At 77.5% G+C, this 17,624-nt stretch carries 15 protein-coding genes; 13 read left to right on the forward strand and 2 right to left on the reverse strand.

The annotated features are described in order from the left end of the window. Positions 1 to 108 precede the first annotated feature (108 nt). The 7 genes from ssd (at position 109) to LQU92_RS13295 (ending at position 5,108) form a co-directional block, all read left to right on the forward strand. Complete coding sequence (gene ssd / locus LQU92_RS13265; RefSeq protein ID WP_230781250.1) at positions 109 to 1,194, forward strand: septum site-determining protein Ssd; 1,086 nt, start codon at positions 109 to 111, stop codon at positions 1,192 to 1,194. Further along, a complete protein-coding gene (locus LQU92_RS13270) occupies positions 1,191 to 2,384 on the forward strand; it encodes a TadA family conjugal transfer-associated ATPase (protein WP_230781251.1) in 1,194 nt (397 codons plus the stop codon). Before ssd ends, LQU92_RS13270 begins: the two co-directional genes overlap by 4 nt. Then, entirely contained in the window at positions 2,381 to 3,130 is a 750-nt protein-coding gene (locus LQU92_RS13275) for a type II secretion system F family protein (RefSeq protein WP_230781252.1), read from the forward strand. The genes LQU92_RS13270 and LQU92_RS13275 overlap by 4 nt, the downstream gene beginning before the upstream one ends. Further along, positions 3,127 to 3,687 carry a type II secretion system F family protein gene (locus LQU92_RS13280; protein WP_230781253.1) on the forward strand — a complete coding sequence of 187 codons (561 nt, stop codon included), beginning with the start codon at positions 3,127 to 3,129 and terminating at the stop codon, positions 3,685 to 3,687. The genes LQU92_RS13275 and LQU92_RS13280 overlap by 4 nt, the downstream gene beginning before the upstream one ends. 138 nt (positions 3,688 to 3,825) lie before the next feature. Beyond that, positions 3,826 to 4,092: a DUF4244 domain-containing protein gene (locus tag LQU92_RS13285; protein WP_230781254.1), complete on the forward strand. Its 267-nt coding sequence runs from the start codon at positions 3,826 to 3,828 to the stop codon at positions 4,090 to 4,092. Positions 4,093 to 4,381: 289 nt separating this feature from the next. Further along, a complete protein-coding gene (locus LQU92_RS13290; protein WP_230781255.1) occupies positions 4,382 to 4,708 on the forward strand; it encodes a TadE family type IV pilus minor pilin in 327 nt (108 codons plus the stop codon). Further along, on the forward strand, positions 4,701 to 5,108 hold the full coding sequence (locus LQU92_RS13295) for an Rv3654c family TadE-like protein (protein ID WP_230781256.1): 408 nt from the start codon (positions 4,701 to 4,703) through the stop codon (positions 5,106 to 5,108). Before LQU92_RS13290 ends, LQU92_RS13295 begins: the two co-directional genes overlap by 8 nt. A gap of 23 nt (positions 5,109 to 5,131) precedes the next feature. Here the strand turns inward: LQU92_RS13295 and LQU92_RS13300 are convergent, their stop codons facing one another. After that, positions 5,132 to 7,471 carry a DEAD/DEAH box helicase gene (locus LQU92_RS13300; protein ID WP_230781257.1) on the reverse strand — a complete coding sequence of 780 codons (2,340 nt, stop codon included), beginning with the start codon at positions 7,469 to 7,471 and terminating at the stop codon, positions 5,132 to 5,134. Positions 7,472 to 7,522: 51 nt separating this feature from the next. Further along, a complete protein-coding gene (locus LQU92_RS13305) occupies positions 7,523 to 9,301 on the reverse strand; it encodes an alpha-glucosidase (RefSeq protein WP_230781258.1) in 1,779 nt (592 codons plus the stop codon). A 219-nt stretch (positions 9,302 to 9,520) separates the two neighbouring features. Here LQU92_RS13305 and galT point away from each other — a divergent pair, with 219 nt between their 5' ends. The 6 genes from galT (at position 9,521) to topA (ending at position 17,609) form a co-directional block, all read left to right on the forward strand. After that, positions 9,521 to 10,663, forward strand: a complete 1,143-nt coding sequence (gene galT / locus LQU92_RS13310; protein WP_101851841.1) for a galactose-1-phosphate uridylyltransferase — start codon at positions 9,521 to 9,523, stop codon at positions 10,661 to 10,663. Beyond that, on the forward strand, positions 10,660 to 11,856 hold the full coding sequence (galK, locus tag LQU92_RS13315; protein WP_230781259.1) for a galactokinase: 1,197 nt from the start codon (positions 10,660 to 10,662) through the stop codon (positions 11,854 to 11,856). Before galT ends, galK begins: the two co-directional genes overlap by 4 nt. 193 nt (positions 11,857 to 12,049) lie before the next feature. Continuing rightward, the gene (locus LQU92_RS13320; protein WP_230781260.1) at positions 12,050 to 12,502 is read left to right on the forward strand and encodes a pyridoxamine 5'-phosphate oxidase family protein; all 453 of its coding nucleotides are present in this window, start codon (positions 12,050 to 12,052) and stop codon (positions 12,500 to 12,502) included. Between the two features lie 2 nt (positions 12,503 to 12,504). Beyond that, complete coding sequence (locus LQU92_RS13325) at positions 12,505 to 14,133, forward strand: methyltransferase (protein ID WP_230781261.1); 1,629 nt, start codon at positions 12,505 to 12,507, stop codon at positions 14,131 to 14,133. A 63-nt stretch (positions 14,134 to 14,196) separates the two neighbouring features. Further along, positions 14,197 to 14,634, forward strand: coding sequence for a pyridoxamine 5'-phosphate oxidase family protein (locus LQU92_RS13330; protein ID WP_230781262.1), 438 nt, complete (start codon positions 14,197 to 14,199; stop codon positions 14,632 to 14,634). Positions 14,635 to 14,816: 182 nt separating this feature from the next. Further along, positions 14,817 to 17,609: a type I DNA topoisomerase gene (gene topA / locus LQU92_RS13335; RefSeq protein ID WP_230781263.1), complete on the forward strand. Its 2,793-nt coding sequence runs from the start codon at positions 14,817 to 14,819 to the stop codon at positions 17,607 to 17,609. The last annotated feature ends 15 nt before the right edge of the window (positions 17,610 to 17,624 follow it).

Genomic DNA, 17,624 nt, shown 5'->3' on the forward strand with positions numbered 1-17,624 from the left:
CGGGGGCCGGACTGCACACGGCTCCCGGGCCCGGGGTGCTCCCGGCGCCCGTCCACAGCCGGGTCCGGGCCCGCACCGGCCCCGGGCCCGCGGCCGGACAGTGGCCCCATGAGCACGAGCGCCGCCACCGCCTCCCCGTCCCGTCCCGCGGGCCCCGACCGGGCGCGCACCGTCCGGCTGACCAGCGACGACGAGGCCCTGCGCGGCGTCGTCGAGCACGTCTGCGCCGCCGCCGGGGCCCGGCTGCTGCCGGCCCCCGGGACCGGGGGCGCCCCGCCGGAGGGGGGCCCGGCCGCGGACCTCGAGCTGCTGGACGTCCGCGCCGCCGCGGGCCCGGCCCGGCCCGGCACCGTGCTGGTGGGCCGGTCCGAGGACCCCGGGCTGTGGGACCGGGCGGCCGAGCTCGGCGGGTGCCCCGTGGCCGTGCTGCCCGAGGCCGCGGGGTGGCTCGCCGAGCGCGTGGCCGGGGCCGACCCCGGGGCGGGCGGCGGTCCCGGCGGCGGGCGCGTCCTGGGCGTGCTGGGCGCGGTCGGCGGGGCGGGGGCCTCCACCCTGGCCTGCTGGCTGGCCGACGGCGCCGCCGGGGAGGCCCGCCCGGCCGTGCTCGTCGACGCCGACCGCGAGGGCTGCGGGATCGACGTGCTGCTGGGCACGGAGGAGCAGGACGGCCTGCGCTGGCCGGACCTGCTGCGCGTGGCCGGGCCCGTGCACGCCGAGCAGCTGTGGCCGGCCCTGGCCCGGACCGGGCCGCTGCGCTGGCTCTCGTGGGACCGCTCCCTCCCCGGGGACGGCCCCGCCCCCTACCCGGGGGTCCTCGAGGCGCTGCGCCGGACGGCGGGCCTCGTCGTCGTCGACCTGGGCCGGTGCGCCCCGGAGGCCGCGGCCACCGCGGCGCTGTGCGACGAGGTGCTCGTCGTCGCGCCCCGCACCGTGCGCGGGGTCCTCGCCGCCCGGCGCGCCGCGGCCCTGCTGGGCCCCGTCCCCGCCCGGCTCGTGCCCGCCGGGCTCGACGTCGCCGACGTCGACGACGCCTTCGCCGCCGCGACGACCGGGCTGGCCGTCGCCGGGCCGCTGCGCTTCGCCGGCTCCGTGCCCGGGGCCGCCGAGACGGGACGGCTGCTCGAGGCCGGCCGCGCCCGGCGCACCGCCCGGGACGTCGCACGCCTGCTGCGCGCGACGGGGGTGCTCGCGTGAGCGCCGGGGACGACGCGCTCCTGGCCGACGTCCGCGACCGCCTGCTCGCCCGGCCCGGACCGGTCACGGACGCCGACATCGCCGCGGCCGTGCGCGCCGGCGGGCGGGTGCTCGGCGCCGCCGGCACGCTGCGGGCCGTCCGCGCGGTGCGGGCGGAGCTCACGGGCCTCGGACCCCTCGAGCCGCTGCTGCCCGCCCGCGGCCTCACCGACGTCTACGTCAACGGCCCCGACCGGGTCTGGGTCGAGACCGCCGAGGGCACCCGGCAGGTGCCCTCGCCCTTCGCCGACGACGCCGAGGTCCGGGCCCTGGCCGTGCGCCTCGTGACCGCCGCGGGGCGCCGGCTCGACGCCGCCCACCCCTGCGCCGACGTCCAGTCCGCCGCCGGGTACCGGGTCCACGCCGTGCTCCCGCCCGTCTCCACCGGCGGCACCCTGCTCTCCGTGCGCTTCCGCAGCCCCGCAAAGCTGGGCCTCGAGGACCTCGTGGCCGCCGGGACGGTCCACCCCCGCACCGCCGAGCTGCTGCTCGGGGCCCTGCGCTGCCGGGCCGGCTTCCTGGTCAGCGGCGCGACCGGGGCGGGCAAGACCACCGTGCTCGACGCCCTGCTCTCGGCCTGCCCCGCCCACGAGCGGATCGTGCTCATCGAGGACGCCGCCGAGCTGCGCCCGTCCCACCCCCACGTGGTGGGGCTGCAGGCCCGGCACGCCAACGCGGAGGGGGCCGGGCGGATCGACCTCGCCGACCTCGTGCGCGAGGCGCTGCGCATGCGCCCCGACCGGCTGGTCGTCGGCGAGTGCCGCGGGGCCGAGGTCCGGGAGCTGCTCACGGCGCTGAACACCGGCCACGCGGGGGCGGGGACCGTCCACGCCAACTCCGCCGCCGCGGTCCCCGCCCGCCTCGCGGCCCTGGGCGCGCTGGCCGGGATGAGCCGGGAGGGCGTGGCCCTGCAGGCCGCCAGCGCCCTCGACCTCGTCGTGCACGTCGAGCGCTCCGGCGGGCGGCGCGAGGTGCGCTCCCTGGAGCTGCTGCGGGAGCGCGACGGCGTGCTGACCACGGTGCCCGCGGCCGTGCAGACCGGGGCCCGGCTGGAGCCGGGCCCCGGGTGGGACGCCCTGTGCCGGCTGCTGGACCGGCCCCTCCGGGACGCCGCCGAGCCCGCCCCGCCGGACCGGGGGCCGCGGGCGTGAGCGCCGTGCTGCTGGGCTGCGCCGTGCTGGGCTGCTGCCTGGGCGCCGCCGTGCTCGCCGGTCCGTCCCGGCGCAGGCTCCGTCCCGTCCCGGCCGCGGCGGGGGAGCCCGGGCCCGCCCGCCGGCTGCGGGACCGGCTGCTGCGGGACCCCGCCGCCGAGGCCGCCGAGTGGCCCGCGCTGCTGCGCCGGCTCGCGGCCCTGCTCGAGGCCGGGCGCTCCCCGGCCGCCGCGTTCGAGGCCGCGGGACCCCCCGCCGCGGCCACGGCCACCGCCCGGCACGTCGGCGGCCTGTGCACGGCCGTCGCCGCCGCCGCCCGGCTGGGCCTGACCGTCTCGGCGGCCCTGGCCGCCGCTCCCGCCCCGGCACTGGGCCGCCGCGACCTCGACCGGCGGGCGGTCGCGGCCACCGCCGAGCTCGCCCTGTGCTGGGACGTCGCCGAGCGCACCGGCGCCCCGCTCACGCAGCTGCTCGGCGGGCTGGCCGGCGCCCTCGAGGCGGAGATCGACGCCGAGGCCGCCCGCACCAGCGCCCTGGCCGGGCCGCGCTCGACCGTGCGGATCCTGGCCTGGCTGCCCGTGCTGGGCCTCGGCCTCGGCGCGCTGATGGGCGCCGACCCCCTCACGACGCTGCTGACCACCCCGTGGGGGCTGGCCGCGCTCGCCGCCGGTGCCGCGCTGACCGCCGCCGGGCGGGTCTGGACCCGGGCCCTGGTCGTCCGCGCCGAGGCGGTGGAGGCCCGGTGAGCGCCCTCGCCGCCCCCGCCGCCGGAGCGCTGCTGCTCGCCGCCGCGGCCGTGGCCCTGCTGCCGCCCCGCCCGCGCCTGCGCGGCCCGGGCCGCGGCACGGGCGGGCCGGGCCGCGGCCCGCAGCCCCACGTGTCCGCGGGCGTGCTCGTCGAGCTGACCGCCGCGATGCTCGACGCCGGGCTGCCGCTGGCCGAGGCCGTGGACGTGCTCGCCGGCGGGCGGGCGGACCGGGCCGCGCTGCGCGCCGTCGGCGCCGGGCTGCGCCTGGGCCTGCCCTGGGAGACGGCGTGGGCCGCCGCGGGGGAGCTGCCGCCGCACCTCGAGGACTACCGCCGGGCCCTCGCCTTCGCCGCGACCTCGGGGGCGCCCTCGGCCCGCGGGCTGCGGGCCCAGGGCGCCCAGGTGCGCCGGGCCGCCTACCGCCGCGCCGAGCGGGCCGCCGAGACCCTGGCGGTGCGCCTCGTGCTCCCGCTCGGGCTGTGCTCCCTGCCGGCGTTCGTCTGCTGGGGCGTGCTGCCCGTCCTGCTCGGGCTGCTCCCGGAGGTGCTCCGGTGAGCCCGCCCCGTCCCGCGCCCCGCAGCCGGGGGCCGCCGTCCCGGTCCGGAGCGCACCGACCGACCTGCCCGCCGACCCGCACGACCGGTGCCCGCACCGACCGCGGCCACCGCCGACCTCCTCCCGGAAGGACCCGTCATGTCCCGCACCACGTCCCTCAGCCCCCGCACCTCCCGCCCTCCGGCCCCTCCGGCGGTCCCGGCCGGCCGGGGCGGGCCCGGCCCGCGCCGGCCGCACGGACGCGCCCTGCGCGCGGCCGATCCCGACCTCGGGGCCAGCACCGTGGAGTACGCCATGGTCGTCCTGGCCGCGGCGGCCTTCGGCGGCGTCATGGCCGCCGTGCTCGCCTCGGGCCAGGTCCGCGAGCTGCTGACCGCCCTGATCACCAAGGCGCTGGGCGTCTGAGCCCGTCCGGACGGGGACCCGCCCACGGGCGCGGTCCCCGTCCGGGCGCCCCGCCGCACCGACCCCGAGGAGCTTCCCCGTGGCCCGTCCCCGTCCCGCCGCCGGTCCCGCCCGGCCGGCCCCCCGCCGCGCGCGGTCGCGCCGCGCGCCGTCCCGGGGCGCGCCCCTCCGCCGCGCCCCGTCCCGCTGCGCCCCGTCCCACCGGACACCGACCGGCCGTGCGCTTCTGCGCCGCGCCCGGTCCGGCCGCGCGCGGTCCGAGGCCGGCGCCGTCACGGCCGAGACCGCCGTGCTGCTGCCCGCGCTCGTGCTGCTGCTGGCCGTCCTCCTGGCGGCGGCCGCCGCCGGGGTGGATCTGATCCGCTACGAGGAGGCCGCCCGGGCCTCCGCCCGCGCCGCCGCGCGCGGGGAGCCGCCCGCGGTGGTCCGCACCACCGCCCTGCGCCTGGCGGGGGACGGCGCGGCCGTGACCGTCGCCCGGGACGCCCGCACCACCACCGTCACCGTCTCCGGGCCGGCCCCCGGCGTGCTCGGGCAGTGGGGCGGGTGGCGGCTCGGCGCCGAGGCCTCCGCCGCGACCGAGGCCGCACCCCCGGCGGGGAGCCCCGGTGGCTGACCCGCGCCCGGACCGCCGCGGCGGGCGCGGCGGCGACCGGCCCGACCGCGGCAGCGGCACCGTGCACGTCCTGAGCCTGACCGCCGTGCTCGCCGTGCTGCTGCTCGCGGTGCTCCTGCTGGCCCAGGCCGGCGCCGCCGCCCACCGCGCCGGACGGGCGGCGGACCTCGCCGCGCTCGCGGCCGCCGACACCGCCCGCGGGCTCGCCCCGGGCGACCCCTGCGGCGCCGCGCAGCGGGTGGCCCGGCAGAACGGGGCGGAGCTCGTGCTGTGCCGGCTGGCCGAGCCGGAGCGCGTCGTCGTCGACGTCCGCACGACCGTCGCCCTGCGCGGCCCCGCCGCGGCCCTCGGCCCGGCCACCGGCCTGGCCCGCGCCGGCCCGCCGGAGCACCTCCCGTGACCGCCGGCGGCGGCGCGCGGCGGTCAGGCCGGGGCGTCCGCCAGCAGGGCGTCGATCAGGCGCACCGCGCCCTGCTTGTCGAGCGGGCTGTTGCGGTTGCCGCACTTGGGCGACTGCACGCAGGAGGGGCATCCGTGCTCGCACTCGCACGAGGAGATCGCGTCCCGGGTGGCCCGCAGCCAGGTGGCGGCCGTGTCGTAGCCGCGCTCGGCGAAGCCCGCGCCCCCGGGGTGGCCGTCGTAGACGAAGACCGTGGGCAGCTCCGTGTCCGCGTGCAGGGCGGTCGAGAGCCCGCCCACGTCCCACCGGTCGCACGAGGCCAGGAGCGGCAGCAGTCCGATCGCGGCGTGCTCGGCGGCGTGCAGGGACCCGGGGACGTCGGGCTCCTCGACGCCCGCGCCCGCGAGCACCGCCGGCGGCACCGTGAACCACACCGAGCGGGTGAACAGGTCGCGGGCCTCGAGGTCGAGGGGCTCCTCGCCGAGCACCTCGTTGGAGACGACGGCCTTGCGCTGGAAGGAGACGACCTTCGTGGTCACCTGCACCCGGCCGAGGTGGACGGTGACGGCGCCCCACCGCTGCGCCTGCTCCTCGGCGACCACGGTGACCTGGGTGATGTCCCGGGCCGTCGTGTAGTAGTCCGGGTGCGCCCGGGTGACGGCCGCGACGGCCCCCTCCTCGTCGAGGTCGTCGACGACGTAGGTGCGGCCCTGGTGCACGTACACCGCCCCCGGGTGGGCCTGGTAGTGGGCCTGGCCCGCGTCGACCGTGCCGAGGACCGTGCCCGTGCCCGTCTCGACGATCCGGACCGGGCCGCCGGCCCCCGAGCGCAGCGAGACCAGCCCCGCGGCCGACTCCGCGGCCGTCCAGAACCACCCCGTCGGGCGGCGGCGCAGGTGGCCGCTGCGCTCGAGGGAGGACAGGACCTCCGGGGCCGTCGGCCCGAAGGCGGCGACCTCCTCGGCGCGCAGCGGCTGCTCCGCGGCGGCCGCGCACAGGTGGGGGGCCAGCACGTAGGGGTTCGTCGGGTCCAGGACGGTGGCCTCGACGTCGGTGTCGAAGATCGCCTCCGGGTGGTTGACCAGGTAGGTGTCGAGCGGGTCGTCCCCGGCCACGAACGCCGCCAGCGCCTCCTGGCCGGCCCGGCCGGCCCGCCCGATCTGCTGGAAGAAGGACGCCCGCGTGCCCGGCCAGCCCGCGACGACGACGGCGTCCAGCCCCGCCACGTCGATGCCCAGCTCGAGCGCGGAGGTGCTGGCGATCCCCAGCAGCCGCCCGTCGCGCAGCGCCTGCTCGAGGGCCCGGCGCTCCTCGGGCAGGAACCCGGAGCGGTAGGCGGCGACCCGGTGGGCGAGCGAGGGGTCCACCTCCTCGAGCTGGCGGTGGGCGATCTGGGCGATCGTCTCCGCCCCGCGCCGGGACGTGATGAACGCGATCGTGCGCACCCGGTGCAGCACGAGGTCGGTGAGCATGTCGGCGGCCTCGGCCACGGCCGTGCGCCGGACGGGGGCGTCGTTCTCCCCGACCCCGCCGGTGTGCTCGGGCTCCCACAGCACCACGGTCACCGGCCCGTGCGGGGAGAAGTCATCGGTCACCGGCGTCACCTCGGCCTCCGGAACGCCGATCAGCCGGGCGAAGGACGCGTGCGGTGCCGCGGAGGTCGCGGAGGCGCCGACGAACACGGGATCCGCGCCGTAGCGGCGGCAGACCCGGCGCAGCCGGCGCATCAGCAGCGCCACGTGCGAGCCGAAGACCCCGCGGTAGGAGTGGGCCTCGTCGACGACCACGTAGCGCAGCCGCCGGAAGAACCGGGACCAGCGGGCGTGGTTGGGCAGCACCCCGTGGTGGAGCATGTCCGGGTTGCACAGCACGACGTCCGCGTGCTCCCGCACCCACCGGCGCTCGGCGGGGTCGGTGTCGCCGTCGTAGGTCGCCGCGCGCAGCCCCGGCAGACCGAGGGCGCGCAGCCCGCCGAGCTGGTCGGCGGCCAGCGCCTTGGTGGGGGACAGGTACAGGGCGGTCGCCTCGTCGGGGTGGTGGACGACCCCGGGGTGGGCGAGGGCGGCGAGGCGCCCGCGGTGCACCGCGTCGGCGACCGGGGCCTGGTAGGCCAGGGACTTGCCCGAGGCGGTGCCGGTGGCGACGACGACGTGGCGGGGCGCCAGCATCGCCCGGACCTGGTGCAGGTAGGGCCGGTGCACGCCGAGCCGCTCCCAGGCCGCGACCACGTCCGGGTGCAGGTGCTGCGGCCAGGGCGCCGTCACGGCCTCGCGCTCCGGCAGCTCCCGGACGTGGCGCACCTGCTCGGGCGCGTCGCCGCGGCCGAGCAGGGGGATCAGGGAGGCGTGGTCGGAGGACGGCACCGGATCATTGTGCCACCGCGGCCCCTCCCGGGGCGGGGCCGCGGTGGCGGCTCAGCATCCGTCCGGGCCGCCCAGGACCCGCCGGTGCACGCGGGCCTCCCACGACTGCAGCCGCCCCTCGTCGCCGGGGGCGACGACGCCGGCGCGGTTGCCGAGCACCATCTCGGTGCCGGCCCAGCCGTCGGCGCCGGGCAGGTCGAGACGGACCTCCTGCCCGGAGACGTTGCACAGGACCAGCAGCTCCACGTCGCCGAGGCGGCGGGTGAAGGCGTAGACCTGCTCGTGGCCGGGCACGAGCATCGTGAAGTCGCCCAGGGCGACGACGGGCTCGGTGTGGCGCAGCGCGATCAGGCGCCGGTAGTGGTGCAGCACCGAGGAGGGATCGGCGCGCTGGGCCTCGGCGTTGACCGTGACGTGGTCCGGGTTGACCCCGATCCAGGGGGTGCCCGTGGTGAACCCGGCGTGCTCGCCGCCGGTCCACTGGACCGGGGTGCGGGCGTTGTCCCGGCCGGCCCGGCGCAGCCCGTCCAGCACCGTGTCCGGGTCGGCGCCGGCGGCCACGGCGTGGCGGAAGTGGTTGACCGACTCGATGTCGCGGAAGTCCTCGATCGACCCGAAGGGGGCATTGGCCATGCCCAGCTCCTCGCCCTGGTACACGTAGGGCGTGCCGCGGTGCAGGTGCAGCAGCGTGGCCAGGCACGTGGCCGAGGCGACCCGGTGCTCGGGGGAGTCGTCGCCGAAGCGGGAGACCGCGCGGGGCTGGTCGTGGTTGTTCCAGTACAGGGAGTTCCAGCCCACGTCCTCCAGCCCCTCCTGCCACCGGCCCAGGGAGGCCTTCAGGTCCGTCAGGCGCAGCGGGCGCGGGTCGAACTTCCCGCCGGGGCCGTGGTCGAGGCCGACGTGCTCGAACTGGAAGACCATGTCCACCTCCGCCCGGGCCGGGTCGGTGAACAGCCGGGCCTGCTCGACGGTGACCCCGGGCATCTCGCCCACCGTGATCAGCTCGGCGTCCCGCCCGGCGAAGACCTCCCGGTGCATCTCCTGGAGGAACTCGTGGATGCGGGGGCCGCAGAGGTAGGACCCGGACCCGTCGCCGTACGGGGTGCCCTCCACCGGCGGTCCGTCGTGCAGGGCCCCGTCGTCGTCGACGGCCTTGCTGATCATGTTGATCACGTCCATGCGGAAGCCGTCCACCCCGCGGTCCAGCCACCAGCGCATCATGGCGTGCACGGCCGCCCGCACCTCGGGGTTCTCCCAGTTGAGGTCCGGCTGCTTGCGGGAGAACAGATGCAGGTAGTACTCGCCGGAGGCCGGATCGAGCTCCCAGGCGGGGCCGGAGAAGAAGCTGACCCAGTTCGTCGGCTCCGCTCCCGGTGCGCCGGCCGCCATGCCCCGGCGCGGGGGCCGCCACCAGTACCAGTCCCGCTTCGGGGAGTCGGGGGAGGAGCGGGCCTCCACGAACCAGGGGTGCTCGTCGGAGGTGTGGTTGACCACCAGGTCCATCACCAGCTTCATGCCGCGGGCGTGCACGGCGTCGAGCAGCTCGTCGAACTGCTCGAGGGTGCCGAAGGCGGGGTCGATGTCCTGGTAGTCGCTGATGTCGTAGCCGTTGTCGTCCTGGGGGGACCGGTAGACGGGGGAGAGCCAGAGGACGTCCACCCCCAGCTCCTGCAGGTGGTCCAGGTGGGCGGTGACGCCGCCGAGGTCGCCGATCCCGTCGCCGTCCGAGTCGGCGAAGGAGCGGGGGTAGATCTGGTAGACGACCGCGTCCGTCCACCAGGCGGGGGCCGTGCGGGCGTCCGCCCGCGGGTGCTGGTCCGTGCTGCTCATGGGGCTGCTCCTCGGGCAGGGCGCGGGTCGGGGGCGGCGGCCCCCGGGCCCATCCTGCCGCACCCGGGGCGCCGCCGTGCCACCGGCGCGGACAGTGGCATGCAACCGCCGTCCGGGCGCATCGTGGGTTCCGTGGCCCGACGGTGCCGCCGGGCTGGACCCCGCGGCGGCGGAGCTGCTGAGCCACCACGTCCCCGACCTGCGACTGGAGCCCGTCCGATGACCCCGTCCCTGCCCGCCGAGCGCGCGACCGCCCGCCCGATCCTGCACCGGACCCACCACCTGGCCGACGGGCGCGAGGCCGTGTTCTTCAGCGACCGCGGCGCCCCGCCGGTCGAGCAGGTGAGCGATCCCCGCCCCCTCGATCCTCGCTCGGGGCACGGCGAGGTGCGCTTCGACCGCCTCACGGGGGAGTGGGTGGCCGTGGCCGCCCACCGCCAGACCCGCACCTACCTGCCCCCGGCCGACCAGTGCCCGCTGTGCCCGAGCACCGGGGACCGGGAGTCGGAGATCCCGGCCGAGGACTTCGACGTCGTGGTCTTCGAGAACCGCTTCCCCTCCCTCGGGCCCGACCTCGGCGTGCTGCCGGGCACGGAGCCGCCGGCCCAGCGCAGCCTGTGGGGGCGGCCGTCCCCGGCGGTGGGCCGCTGCGAGGTCGTCGTGTTCACCCCCGAGCACCGGGGCTCCTTCGCGTCCCTGCCCTTCGAACGGGCCCGCACGGTCGTGGAGGCCTGGGCCCGGCGCACCGAGGCGCTCTCGGCCATGACGGGGGTCCGCCACGTCTTCCCCTTCGAGAACCGCGGGGAGCAGATCGGGGTGACGCTGCACCACCCGCACGGGCAGATCTACGCCTACCCCTACCCGGCCCCGCACGCCGCCCGGCTCGCCGCCCGGTCGCGGGCCCACCTCGAGGCCACGGGCCGGCCGCTCATGGGCGAGCTGCTCGCCGACGAGACCGCCGCCGGGGACCGCATGGTGGTCGCGGGGGAGCACTTCTCCGCCTACGTCCCCTACGCCGCGCGCTGGCCCCTGGAGGTCCACCTCGTCCCGCACCGGCAGGTCCCCGACCTCGCCGCCCTCGACGGCGAGGAGCGCGACGAGCTCGCCGTGCTCTACCGCGACCTGGTCCGGCGGGTGGACCGGCTCTGGGCGACGCCCACCCCCTACATCGCCGCCTGGCACCAGACCCCGGTCACGGCCGCCGACCGGGAGGCGGGCTGGCTGCACCTGCAGCTGACCAGTCCGCGCCGGTCGGAGGACAAGCTGAAGTTCCTCGCCGGGTCCGAGGCCGCCATGGGCGCGTTCATCAACGACGTGCCCGCCGAACAGACCGCCGCACGCCTGAGGGAGGCCGCACGATGAGCACGCAGGACCAGCGGGAGCACGACCGCGCCGAGGCGCTCGCGGCCCGCTTCGCGGAGGTCTTCGGGCACGCCCCGGACGGCGTGTGGCGGGCCCCGGGCCGGGTGAACCTCATCGGGGAGCACACCGACTACAACGACGGCCTCGTGCTGCCCTTCGCGATCGACCGGTCGGCCCTCGTGGCCGTCCGGCTGCGCCGCGGCGGCGGCCCGGAGGGCGACGTCGTCGACCTGGCCTCGACCTGGGCGCCCGCGGAGGACGAGCTCTCCCGGGTCCGCTTCCGCACCGGCGGCCTCGTCCCCGGCGCCGTGCCGGGCTGGGGGGCGTACCCGGCCGGGGTCGTGCACGTGCTCGCCGGTCCCGACGGTGTCGAGGTCCCCGGCTTCGAGCTGCTGCTCGACTCGACCGTGCCGGTCGGGGCGGGCCTGTCCTCCTCCCACGCGGTGGAGGTCGCCACGGTCGTGGCCCTGGACGAGCTGCTGGGCCGGGGCCTGGACCGGCCCGCCATGGCCCGGCTGACCCAGCGGGCCGAGAACGAGTTCGTGGGCGCGCCCACGGGCATCATGGACCAGTCCGCCTCCCTGCTGGGCCGGGCCGGGGCCGCACTGTTCCTCGACTGCCGCGACCTCGCCGCCGAGTCCGTGCCGCTGCCCCTGGCCGAGCAGGGCCTGGCCGTGGTCGTGGTCGACACGAAGGTCGCCCACTCCCACGCCGACGGCGGCTACGCCGCCCGCCGCGCAGCCTGCGAGCGCGGGGCCGCCGCCCTCGGGGCGGGTTCCCTGCGGGAGGTCCCCGACGACGCCGACCTGGGGGTCCTCGACCCGGAGACCGCCCGGCGGGTGCGCCACGTGCGCACCGAGAACCGCCGCGTGCTCGCGGCGGTCGCCCGGCTGCGCGCCGGGGACGTGCGGTCCGTGGGCGAGCTGCTCACCGCCTCCCACGCCTCCCTGCGCGACGACTACGAAGTCTCCTGCCCCGAGCTCGACCTCGCCGTGGACACCGCCCTGGCGGCCGGGGCCCTGGGGGCGCGGATGACCGGCGGCGGCTTCGGCGGCTCGGCGATCGCCCTGGTCCCGGCGGAGCGGGCCGGGGCGGTCGCCGCCGCGGTGGAGCGCGCCTTCGCGGCGGCCGGCCTGCGCCGCCCGGCCGCGTTCACCGTGGTCCCCGGGGACGGCGCCGGCCGGGTGCGCTGACCGGGTGCGCATCGGCACGGGGCGGACGGGGCGCGCCCGGGCAGCGGGCCGGCCGGTCGGGGAGAGGAGCGCCCGGCCGGTCGCGCCGGGCGGGACCGGGGTGCGCGGGGGGTGCGGTGCGCCGCCGCGCGGGCGGCGGTCACGAAACCCCGCGCACCCGGGCCCGCCCGGGCCCCCGTGCCAGAATGACGCCATGAGCAACCCCATGAACATCTCCGGGCACAACCCCGAGAAGGCGCAGCGGGCCGGACGCCCGCCCGTCACGGAGCTGACCCAGGAGCAGTGCTGGGACCACCTCGCGAGCGCGCGCTTCGGGCGGATCGCCACGATGGACGGGGACGAGATCGAGATCACCCCGATCAACCTCGTGGCCGACGACGGGCGGATCTACTTCCGCACCGCCCCCGGCACCAAGCTGCTCCACCTGCTGCTGCACGACCGCGTGGCCGTGCAGGTCGACCACGCCCAGGGCGGGGAGGCGTGGTCGGTGATCGTGCGCGGCACCGCCCGGCTGCTCACCGACCCGGAGGAGACCCGCCGCGTGGACGAGCTGCCGCTGCGGCCGTGGCTGGACACCGTGAAGCTCGAGTACGTCGAGGTCGTGCCCACGAAGGTCACCGGCCGGCTCTTTCGCCTCGGCCACTGACCGTGCCGGCCTTCGCCCGCGTCCCCGGCGTCCCCGCCTCCGACGACGCCGCCCTGCTCGCCCGGCTGGCCGCCGCCCTGCGGCGCAGCGGCTTCACCCACGACGGGGTGGCCGGGCTGCTCGGCCCCGGCGCCACGTCCGCCCTCGAGCGCGACCAGGCCGTGCCCGCGCTGCGCGTGCTCGAGCCCGTGCTCGCCGACGAGGCGGCGCCGGGGCGCGGCCTGGCCGCCGTCGTCGTCCTCTTCCTCCTCGGGCGCACCGCGCCCGCCGCCGCCCTGGCGCAGGCCCTGGCCCCGCTGGGCCCGGCCGAGCTCGTGGGGCTGGGGCTGGCCGAGACCGTGCCCGGCGGGCTGCGCGCCCTCGTGGACCTGCGCCCGCACGCCGCGGACGACGGCACGGAGCTGTGGGTCGCCAGCGACCTCGGCGCCTCCCAGCGCCCCGGCGTGCTGCGCCGCGACCACGTGCTCGGCATCGGCCAGGCCTCCCTGACCCTCGCCCAGACCACCGACCGGCGGGCCGTGGACCGCGCCCTGGACCTCGGCACCGGCTGCGGCATCCAGACCTTCCACCTGCTCGCCCACGCCCGCCACGTCACCGCCACGGACGTCTCCGACCGGGCCCTGGGCTTCACCCGCTTCAACCTCGTGCTCAACGCCGCGGCCCTGGACCTGGACCCGGAGCGGCTCGAGGACCGGGTGGACCTGCGCCGGGGCTCGCTGCTCGAGCCCGTGGCCGGGGAGCGCTTCGACCTGGTCGTCTCCAACCCCCCGTTCGTCATCACCCCTCGCCGGCCCGGCGAGACCGCGGAGCAGCGCTGGACCTACCGCGACGGCGGCCTGCCCGGGGACCGCCTCGTCGCCGACCTCGTGGGCGCGCTGCCGCAGGTGATGGCCCCCGGGGCCACCGCCCACCTGCTGGGCAACTGGGAGGTGTCCCGCTCCGGGGACGGCACGCCCGCCGCCGACCGGTGGGCCGAGCGGCCCGCGGCCTGGGTGGCCCCGGGCACGGACGCGTGGGTGATCCAGCGCGAGCTCGTCTCCCCCGAGGAGTACGCCGAGACCTGGCTGCGCGACGCCGCCGAGTCCCGCGACCCGGAGGGCTACGAGCGGGCCTACCGCGACTACCTCGACGACTTCGCCGCCCGCGGGGTCGAGGCCGTCGGCTTCGGCATGGTCCGGCTGCGCCGGCCCGGGCCGGAGCGTCCCGCGGGGGAGGGCCGGCGCCGCTTCGAGCACCTCCCGCACCCCGTCCAACAGCCCCTGGCCCCCGTGCTCGCCGCCGCCGAGCGGCGCGCCGACTGGCTCGAGGACCGCGCCGGGGACTGGACCGGCGCGCACCTCGTGGTCCCCGAGGACGTCACCGAGGAGCGCCACCAGCGCCCCGGCGCCGAGCACCCCGGGGTGATCCTCCTGCGGCAGGGGGCCGGGCTGCGCCGCACGGTCGTGCTCACGAGCGAGGCCGCCGGCCTCGTGGGCGCCTGCGACGGCGAGCTGAGCACCGCGCAGGTCCTCGCCGCGCTCGCGGGCCTGCTGGGCTGGACCGGCGACGAGGCGCAGCGGCTCACGGAGGAGGTCCGCGCCCTCGTGCGCGACGGCTTCCTGGTCCCGGCGCAGGACGGGACCGCCGGCTGAGCGCGGCCCGTGTGGGCGGATGAGCGCGCGCGCCGCAGGGCCCGCAGGTGGGAGAATGGGACCATGAGCACCGATGGAACCGTCCACCCCGTCAAGACCCTCGACAAGGCCGCCGTGTGGGAGCTGCTCGAGAAGCACCCCTACGGCCGGCTCGCGACCGAGGCGGCGGGCCTCGTCGACATCTTCCCCGTCAACTACGTGGCCCACCAGAACAAGCTCTACTTTCGCACAGCCCAGGGCTCGAAGCTCTCGAGCCTCGTGGTCAACGACCAGGTGGCCTTCGAGATCGACGAGGTCAGCCCGGAGAGCGTCGTGCGCTCGGTGGTCGTCCACGGCAGGGCCCGCCGGCTCGAGACCCGCGCCGAGATCGAGGCCGCCGAGGAGCTGCCGCTGAAGCCGTGGGCCCCCACGCTGAAGTACAACTTCGTGGTCATCGACGTCGAGTCCGCCACCGGCCGCGAGTTCACGATCGGGGAGGAGCCCGAGCGCTACCCGGTGTGACCGGGCGGCCCCCGGCCCGGGTCCCCGCCGCAGCGGGCCGGGCCGGGGCCGCCGCGGCGGTGCACGAGGGCGGTGCCCCGCCGCGGCGACGCGTTATGGTGGAGCGCAGCGGCGGGCGCCCGGCCCGCCGGACCGACGTCCAGCAGCGCCGCGGCCGCCAGCGGACCGCATCAAGGAGTACCGTGCCAACCAAGGCCCCCAAGAGCCCGGGAACGGGCAAGAGCCTGCTCATCGTGGAGTCCCCCTCCAAGGTCAAGACCATCGCGGGGTACCTCGGTGACGCCTACGAGGTGGAGTCCTCGATGGGGCACATCCGGGACCTGCCCCAGCCCTCCGAGCTGCCCGCCGAGCTGAAGAAGGGCCCCTACGGCAAGTTCGCCGTGGACGTCGAGCACGGCTTCGAGCCCTACTACGTGGTCAACCCGGACAAGAAGAAGAAGGTCACCGAGCTCAAGCGCAAGCTCAAGGACGCCGACGCCCTCTACCTCGCCACCGACGGCGACCGCGAGGGCGAGGCCATCGCGTGGCACCTGCTCGAGGTGCTCAAGCCGAAGGTCCCCGTCTACCGGCTGACCTTCCCGGAGATCACCCGCGAGGCCATCGAGCGCGCCTTCGGCGAGCTGCGCGAGCTGGACCAGGACCTGGTCGACGCGCAGGAGACCCGCCGCATCCTGGACCGGCTCTACGGCTACGAGATCTCCCCGGTGCTGTGGCGCAAGATCGCCTCCGGCCTGTCCGCGGGCCGCGTCCAGTCCGTGGCCACGCGCCTGGTCGTGGAGCGCGAGCGCCAGCGCATGGCCTTCGTGCCCGCCGACTACTGGGACCTCAGCGGGACCTTCGCCCGCACCGACGGCGAGGACGCCGGCACCGCCTTCGCCGCCCGGCTGTCCACCGTGGACGGCAAGCGGGTGGCCGGGGGCCGGGACTTCGGCGACGACGGCGTGCTCAAGGGCGCCGCCGGCAAGCTCGTGCACCTGGACGAGACGGCCGCCCGGGAGCTGGCCGCCGGGCTCGAGGACGCCGAGTTCGCGGTCCGGTCGCTGGAGACCAAGCCCTACACCCGCCGCCCGGCCGCGCCGTTCACCACGTCCACGCTGCAGCAGGAGGCCGCCCGCAAGCTGCGGTTCACCTCGCGCACCACCATGCAGGTGGCCCAGAAGCTCTACGAGAACGGCTACATCACCTATATGCGCACCGACTCCGTGGCGCTGTCCGACCAGGCGGTCTCGGCCGCCCGGCGGCAGGCCGCGGAGCTCTACGGCTCCGACTCCGTGCCGGGCTCCCCGCGCGTGTACAGCTCGAAGTCGAAGAACGCCCAGGAGGCCCACGAGGCCGTGCGCCCCGCCGGGGACTCCTTCCGGACGCCGAACCAGGTCCGCGGGGAGCTCTCCGCGGACGCCTACCGGCTCTACGAGCTGATCTGGAAGCGCACCGTCGCCTCCCAGATGGCCGACGCCAAGGGCTCCACGGCCACCGTGCGGCTCGGGGCGACCTCGTCCACCGGGCACGACGCCGAGTTCTCCGCGTCCGGCACCGTCATCACCTTCCGCGGCTTCCTCGCCGCCTACGAGGAGGGCCGCGACGAGGAGCCGGCCGAGAGCAAGGACGGGGACAAGCGGCTGCCGCGCATGGCGGAGGGCGACCGGCTCGAGGCCGACGGCGTCGCCGCGGACGGCCACCGGACCTCCCCGCCGCCGCGCTACACCGAGGCCTCGCTCGTGAAGACCCTCGACGAGCTGGGCATCGGCCGCCCCTCCACCTACGCCGCCGTGATCTCCACGATCATGGACCGCGGCTACGTGCGGGTGCGCGGGTCCGCGCTGATCCCGTCCTGGACCGCGTTCTCCGTGGTGCGCCTGCTCGAGGAGCACTTCTCCGACTACGTGGACTACGACTTCACCGCGGAGATGGAGGAGGGCCTGGACCGCATCGCCCGCGGCGAGGAGGACTCCACCGGCTGGCTGCAGGGCTTCTACTTCGGCGCCGGCGAGCAGGACCACGGCCTCAAGCCCATCGTCGACGACCTCGGGGAGATCGACGCCCGCGCGGTGAACTCGATCCCCGTCACCGAGGACATCACCCTGCGCGTGGGCAAGTTCGGCCCCTACCTCGAGCAGGCCGGGTCCGTGGACCCGGAGACCGGCGAGCTCACCGACCCGGTGCGCGCCAACGTCCCCGAGGACCTCGCCCCCGACGAGCTCACCCCCGAGAAGGCGCGGGAGCTCATCGAGGTGGGCAAGGCCGACGGGCGGGAGCTCGGCACCGATCCGGGCACCGGGCGCACGATCGTGGCCAAGGACGGCCGCTACGGCCCCTACGTCACCGAGGTGATCCCCGAGCCCACCGCCGAGGAGCTCGCCGCCCAGCCCGTCGAGTACTACAAGAACGGCAAGCCCAAGCCCCCGAAGAAGCCGGCCAAGCAGAAGCCGCGCACGGGCTCCCTGCTCTCCTCGATGACCCTCCAGGACGTCACCCTCGAGGACGCCCTGAAGATCCTCTCCCTGCCGCGCTCGCTGGGCACCGCCCCGGACGGCGAGGAGATCACCGTCCAGAACGGCCGCTTCGGCCCCTACCTCAAGAAGGGCTCGGACTCCCGGTCGCTGCAGTCCGAGGAGCAGCTGTTCACGGTCACGCTCGAGGAGGCCCTGGCGATCTACGCCCAGCCCAAGCAGCGCGGCCGCGGCGCGGCCAAGCCGCCGCTGGCCGACCTCGGGGCCGACCCCATCACGGAGCGGCCCATGGTGATCAAGGACGGCCGCTTCGGCCCCTACGTCACCGACGGGGAGACCAACGTGACGGTCCCGCGCGGGGAGACGGTCGAGCAGATCACCGCCGCCCGCGCCAGCCAGCTGCTCGCGGAGAAGCGGGCCAAGGGCCCGGCGCCCAAGAAGACGGCGGCGCGCTCGGCGGCGAAGGCCACGTCCTCCACCGCGAAGAAGTCCCCGGCCCGGAAGCCGGCCCGCGCCGGGAAGTGAGGACCGTCCGGCCGC

Origin of the sequence: Kocuria sp. LUK, from assembly GCF_021012935.1 — a bacterium.
GTDB classification, from domain to species: domain Bacteria; phylum Actinomycetota; class Actinomycetes; order Actinomycetales; family Micrococcaceae; genus Kocuria; species Kocuria flava.

Bases quoted from the DNA above. Each gene is read 5' to 3' on its own strand.
- LQU92_RS13285 (WP_230781254.1), top strand. From the start codon at position 3,826: ATGTCCCGCACCACGTCCCTCAGCCCCCGCACCTCCCGCCCTCCGGCC.
- galK (WP_230781259.1), top strand. From the start codon at position 10,660: ATGAGCACGCAGGACCAGCGGGAGCACGACCGCGCCGAGGCGCTCGCG.
- LQU92_RS13320 (WP_230781260.1), top strand. From the start codon at position 12,050: ATGAGCAACCCCATGAACATCTCCGGGCACAACCCCGAGAAGGCGCAG.
- galT (WP_101851841.1), top strand. From the start codon at position 9,521: ATGACCCCGTCCCTGCCCGCCGAGCGCGCGACCGCCCGCCCGATCCTG.
- LQU92_RS13330 (WP_230781262.1), top strand. From the start codon at position 14,197: ATGAGCACCGATGGAACCGTCCACCCCGTCAAGACCCTCGACAAGGCC.
- ssd (WP_230781250.1), top strand. From the start codon at position 109: ATGAGCACGAGCGCCGCCACCGCCTCCCCGTCCCGTCCCGCGGGCCCC.
- LQU92_RS13305 (WP_230781258.1), bottom strand. From the start codon at position 9,301: ATGAGCAGCACGGACCAGCACCCGCGGGCGGACGCCCGCACGGCCCCC.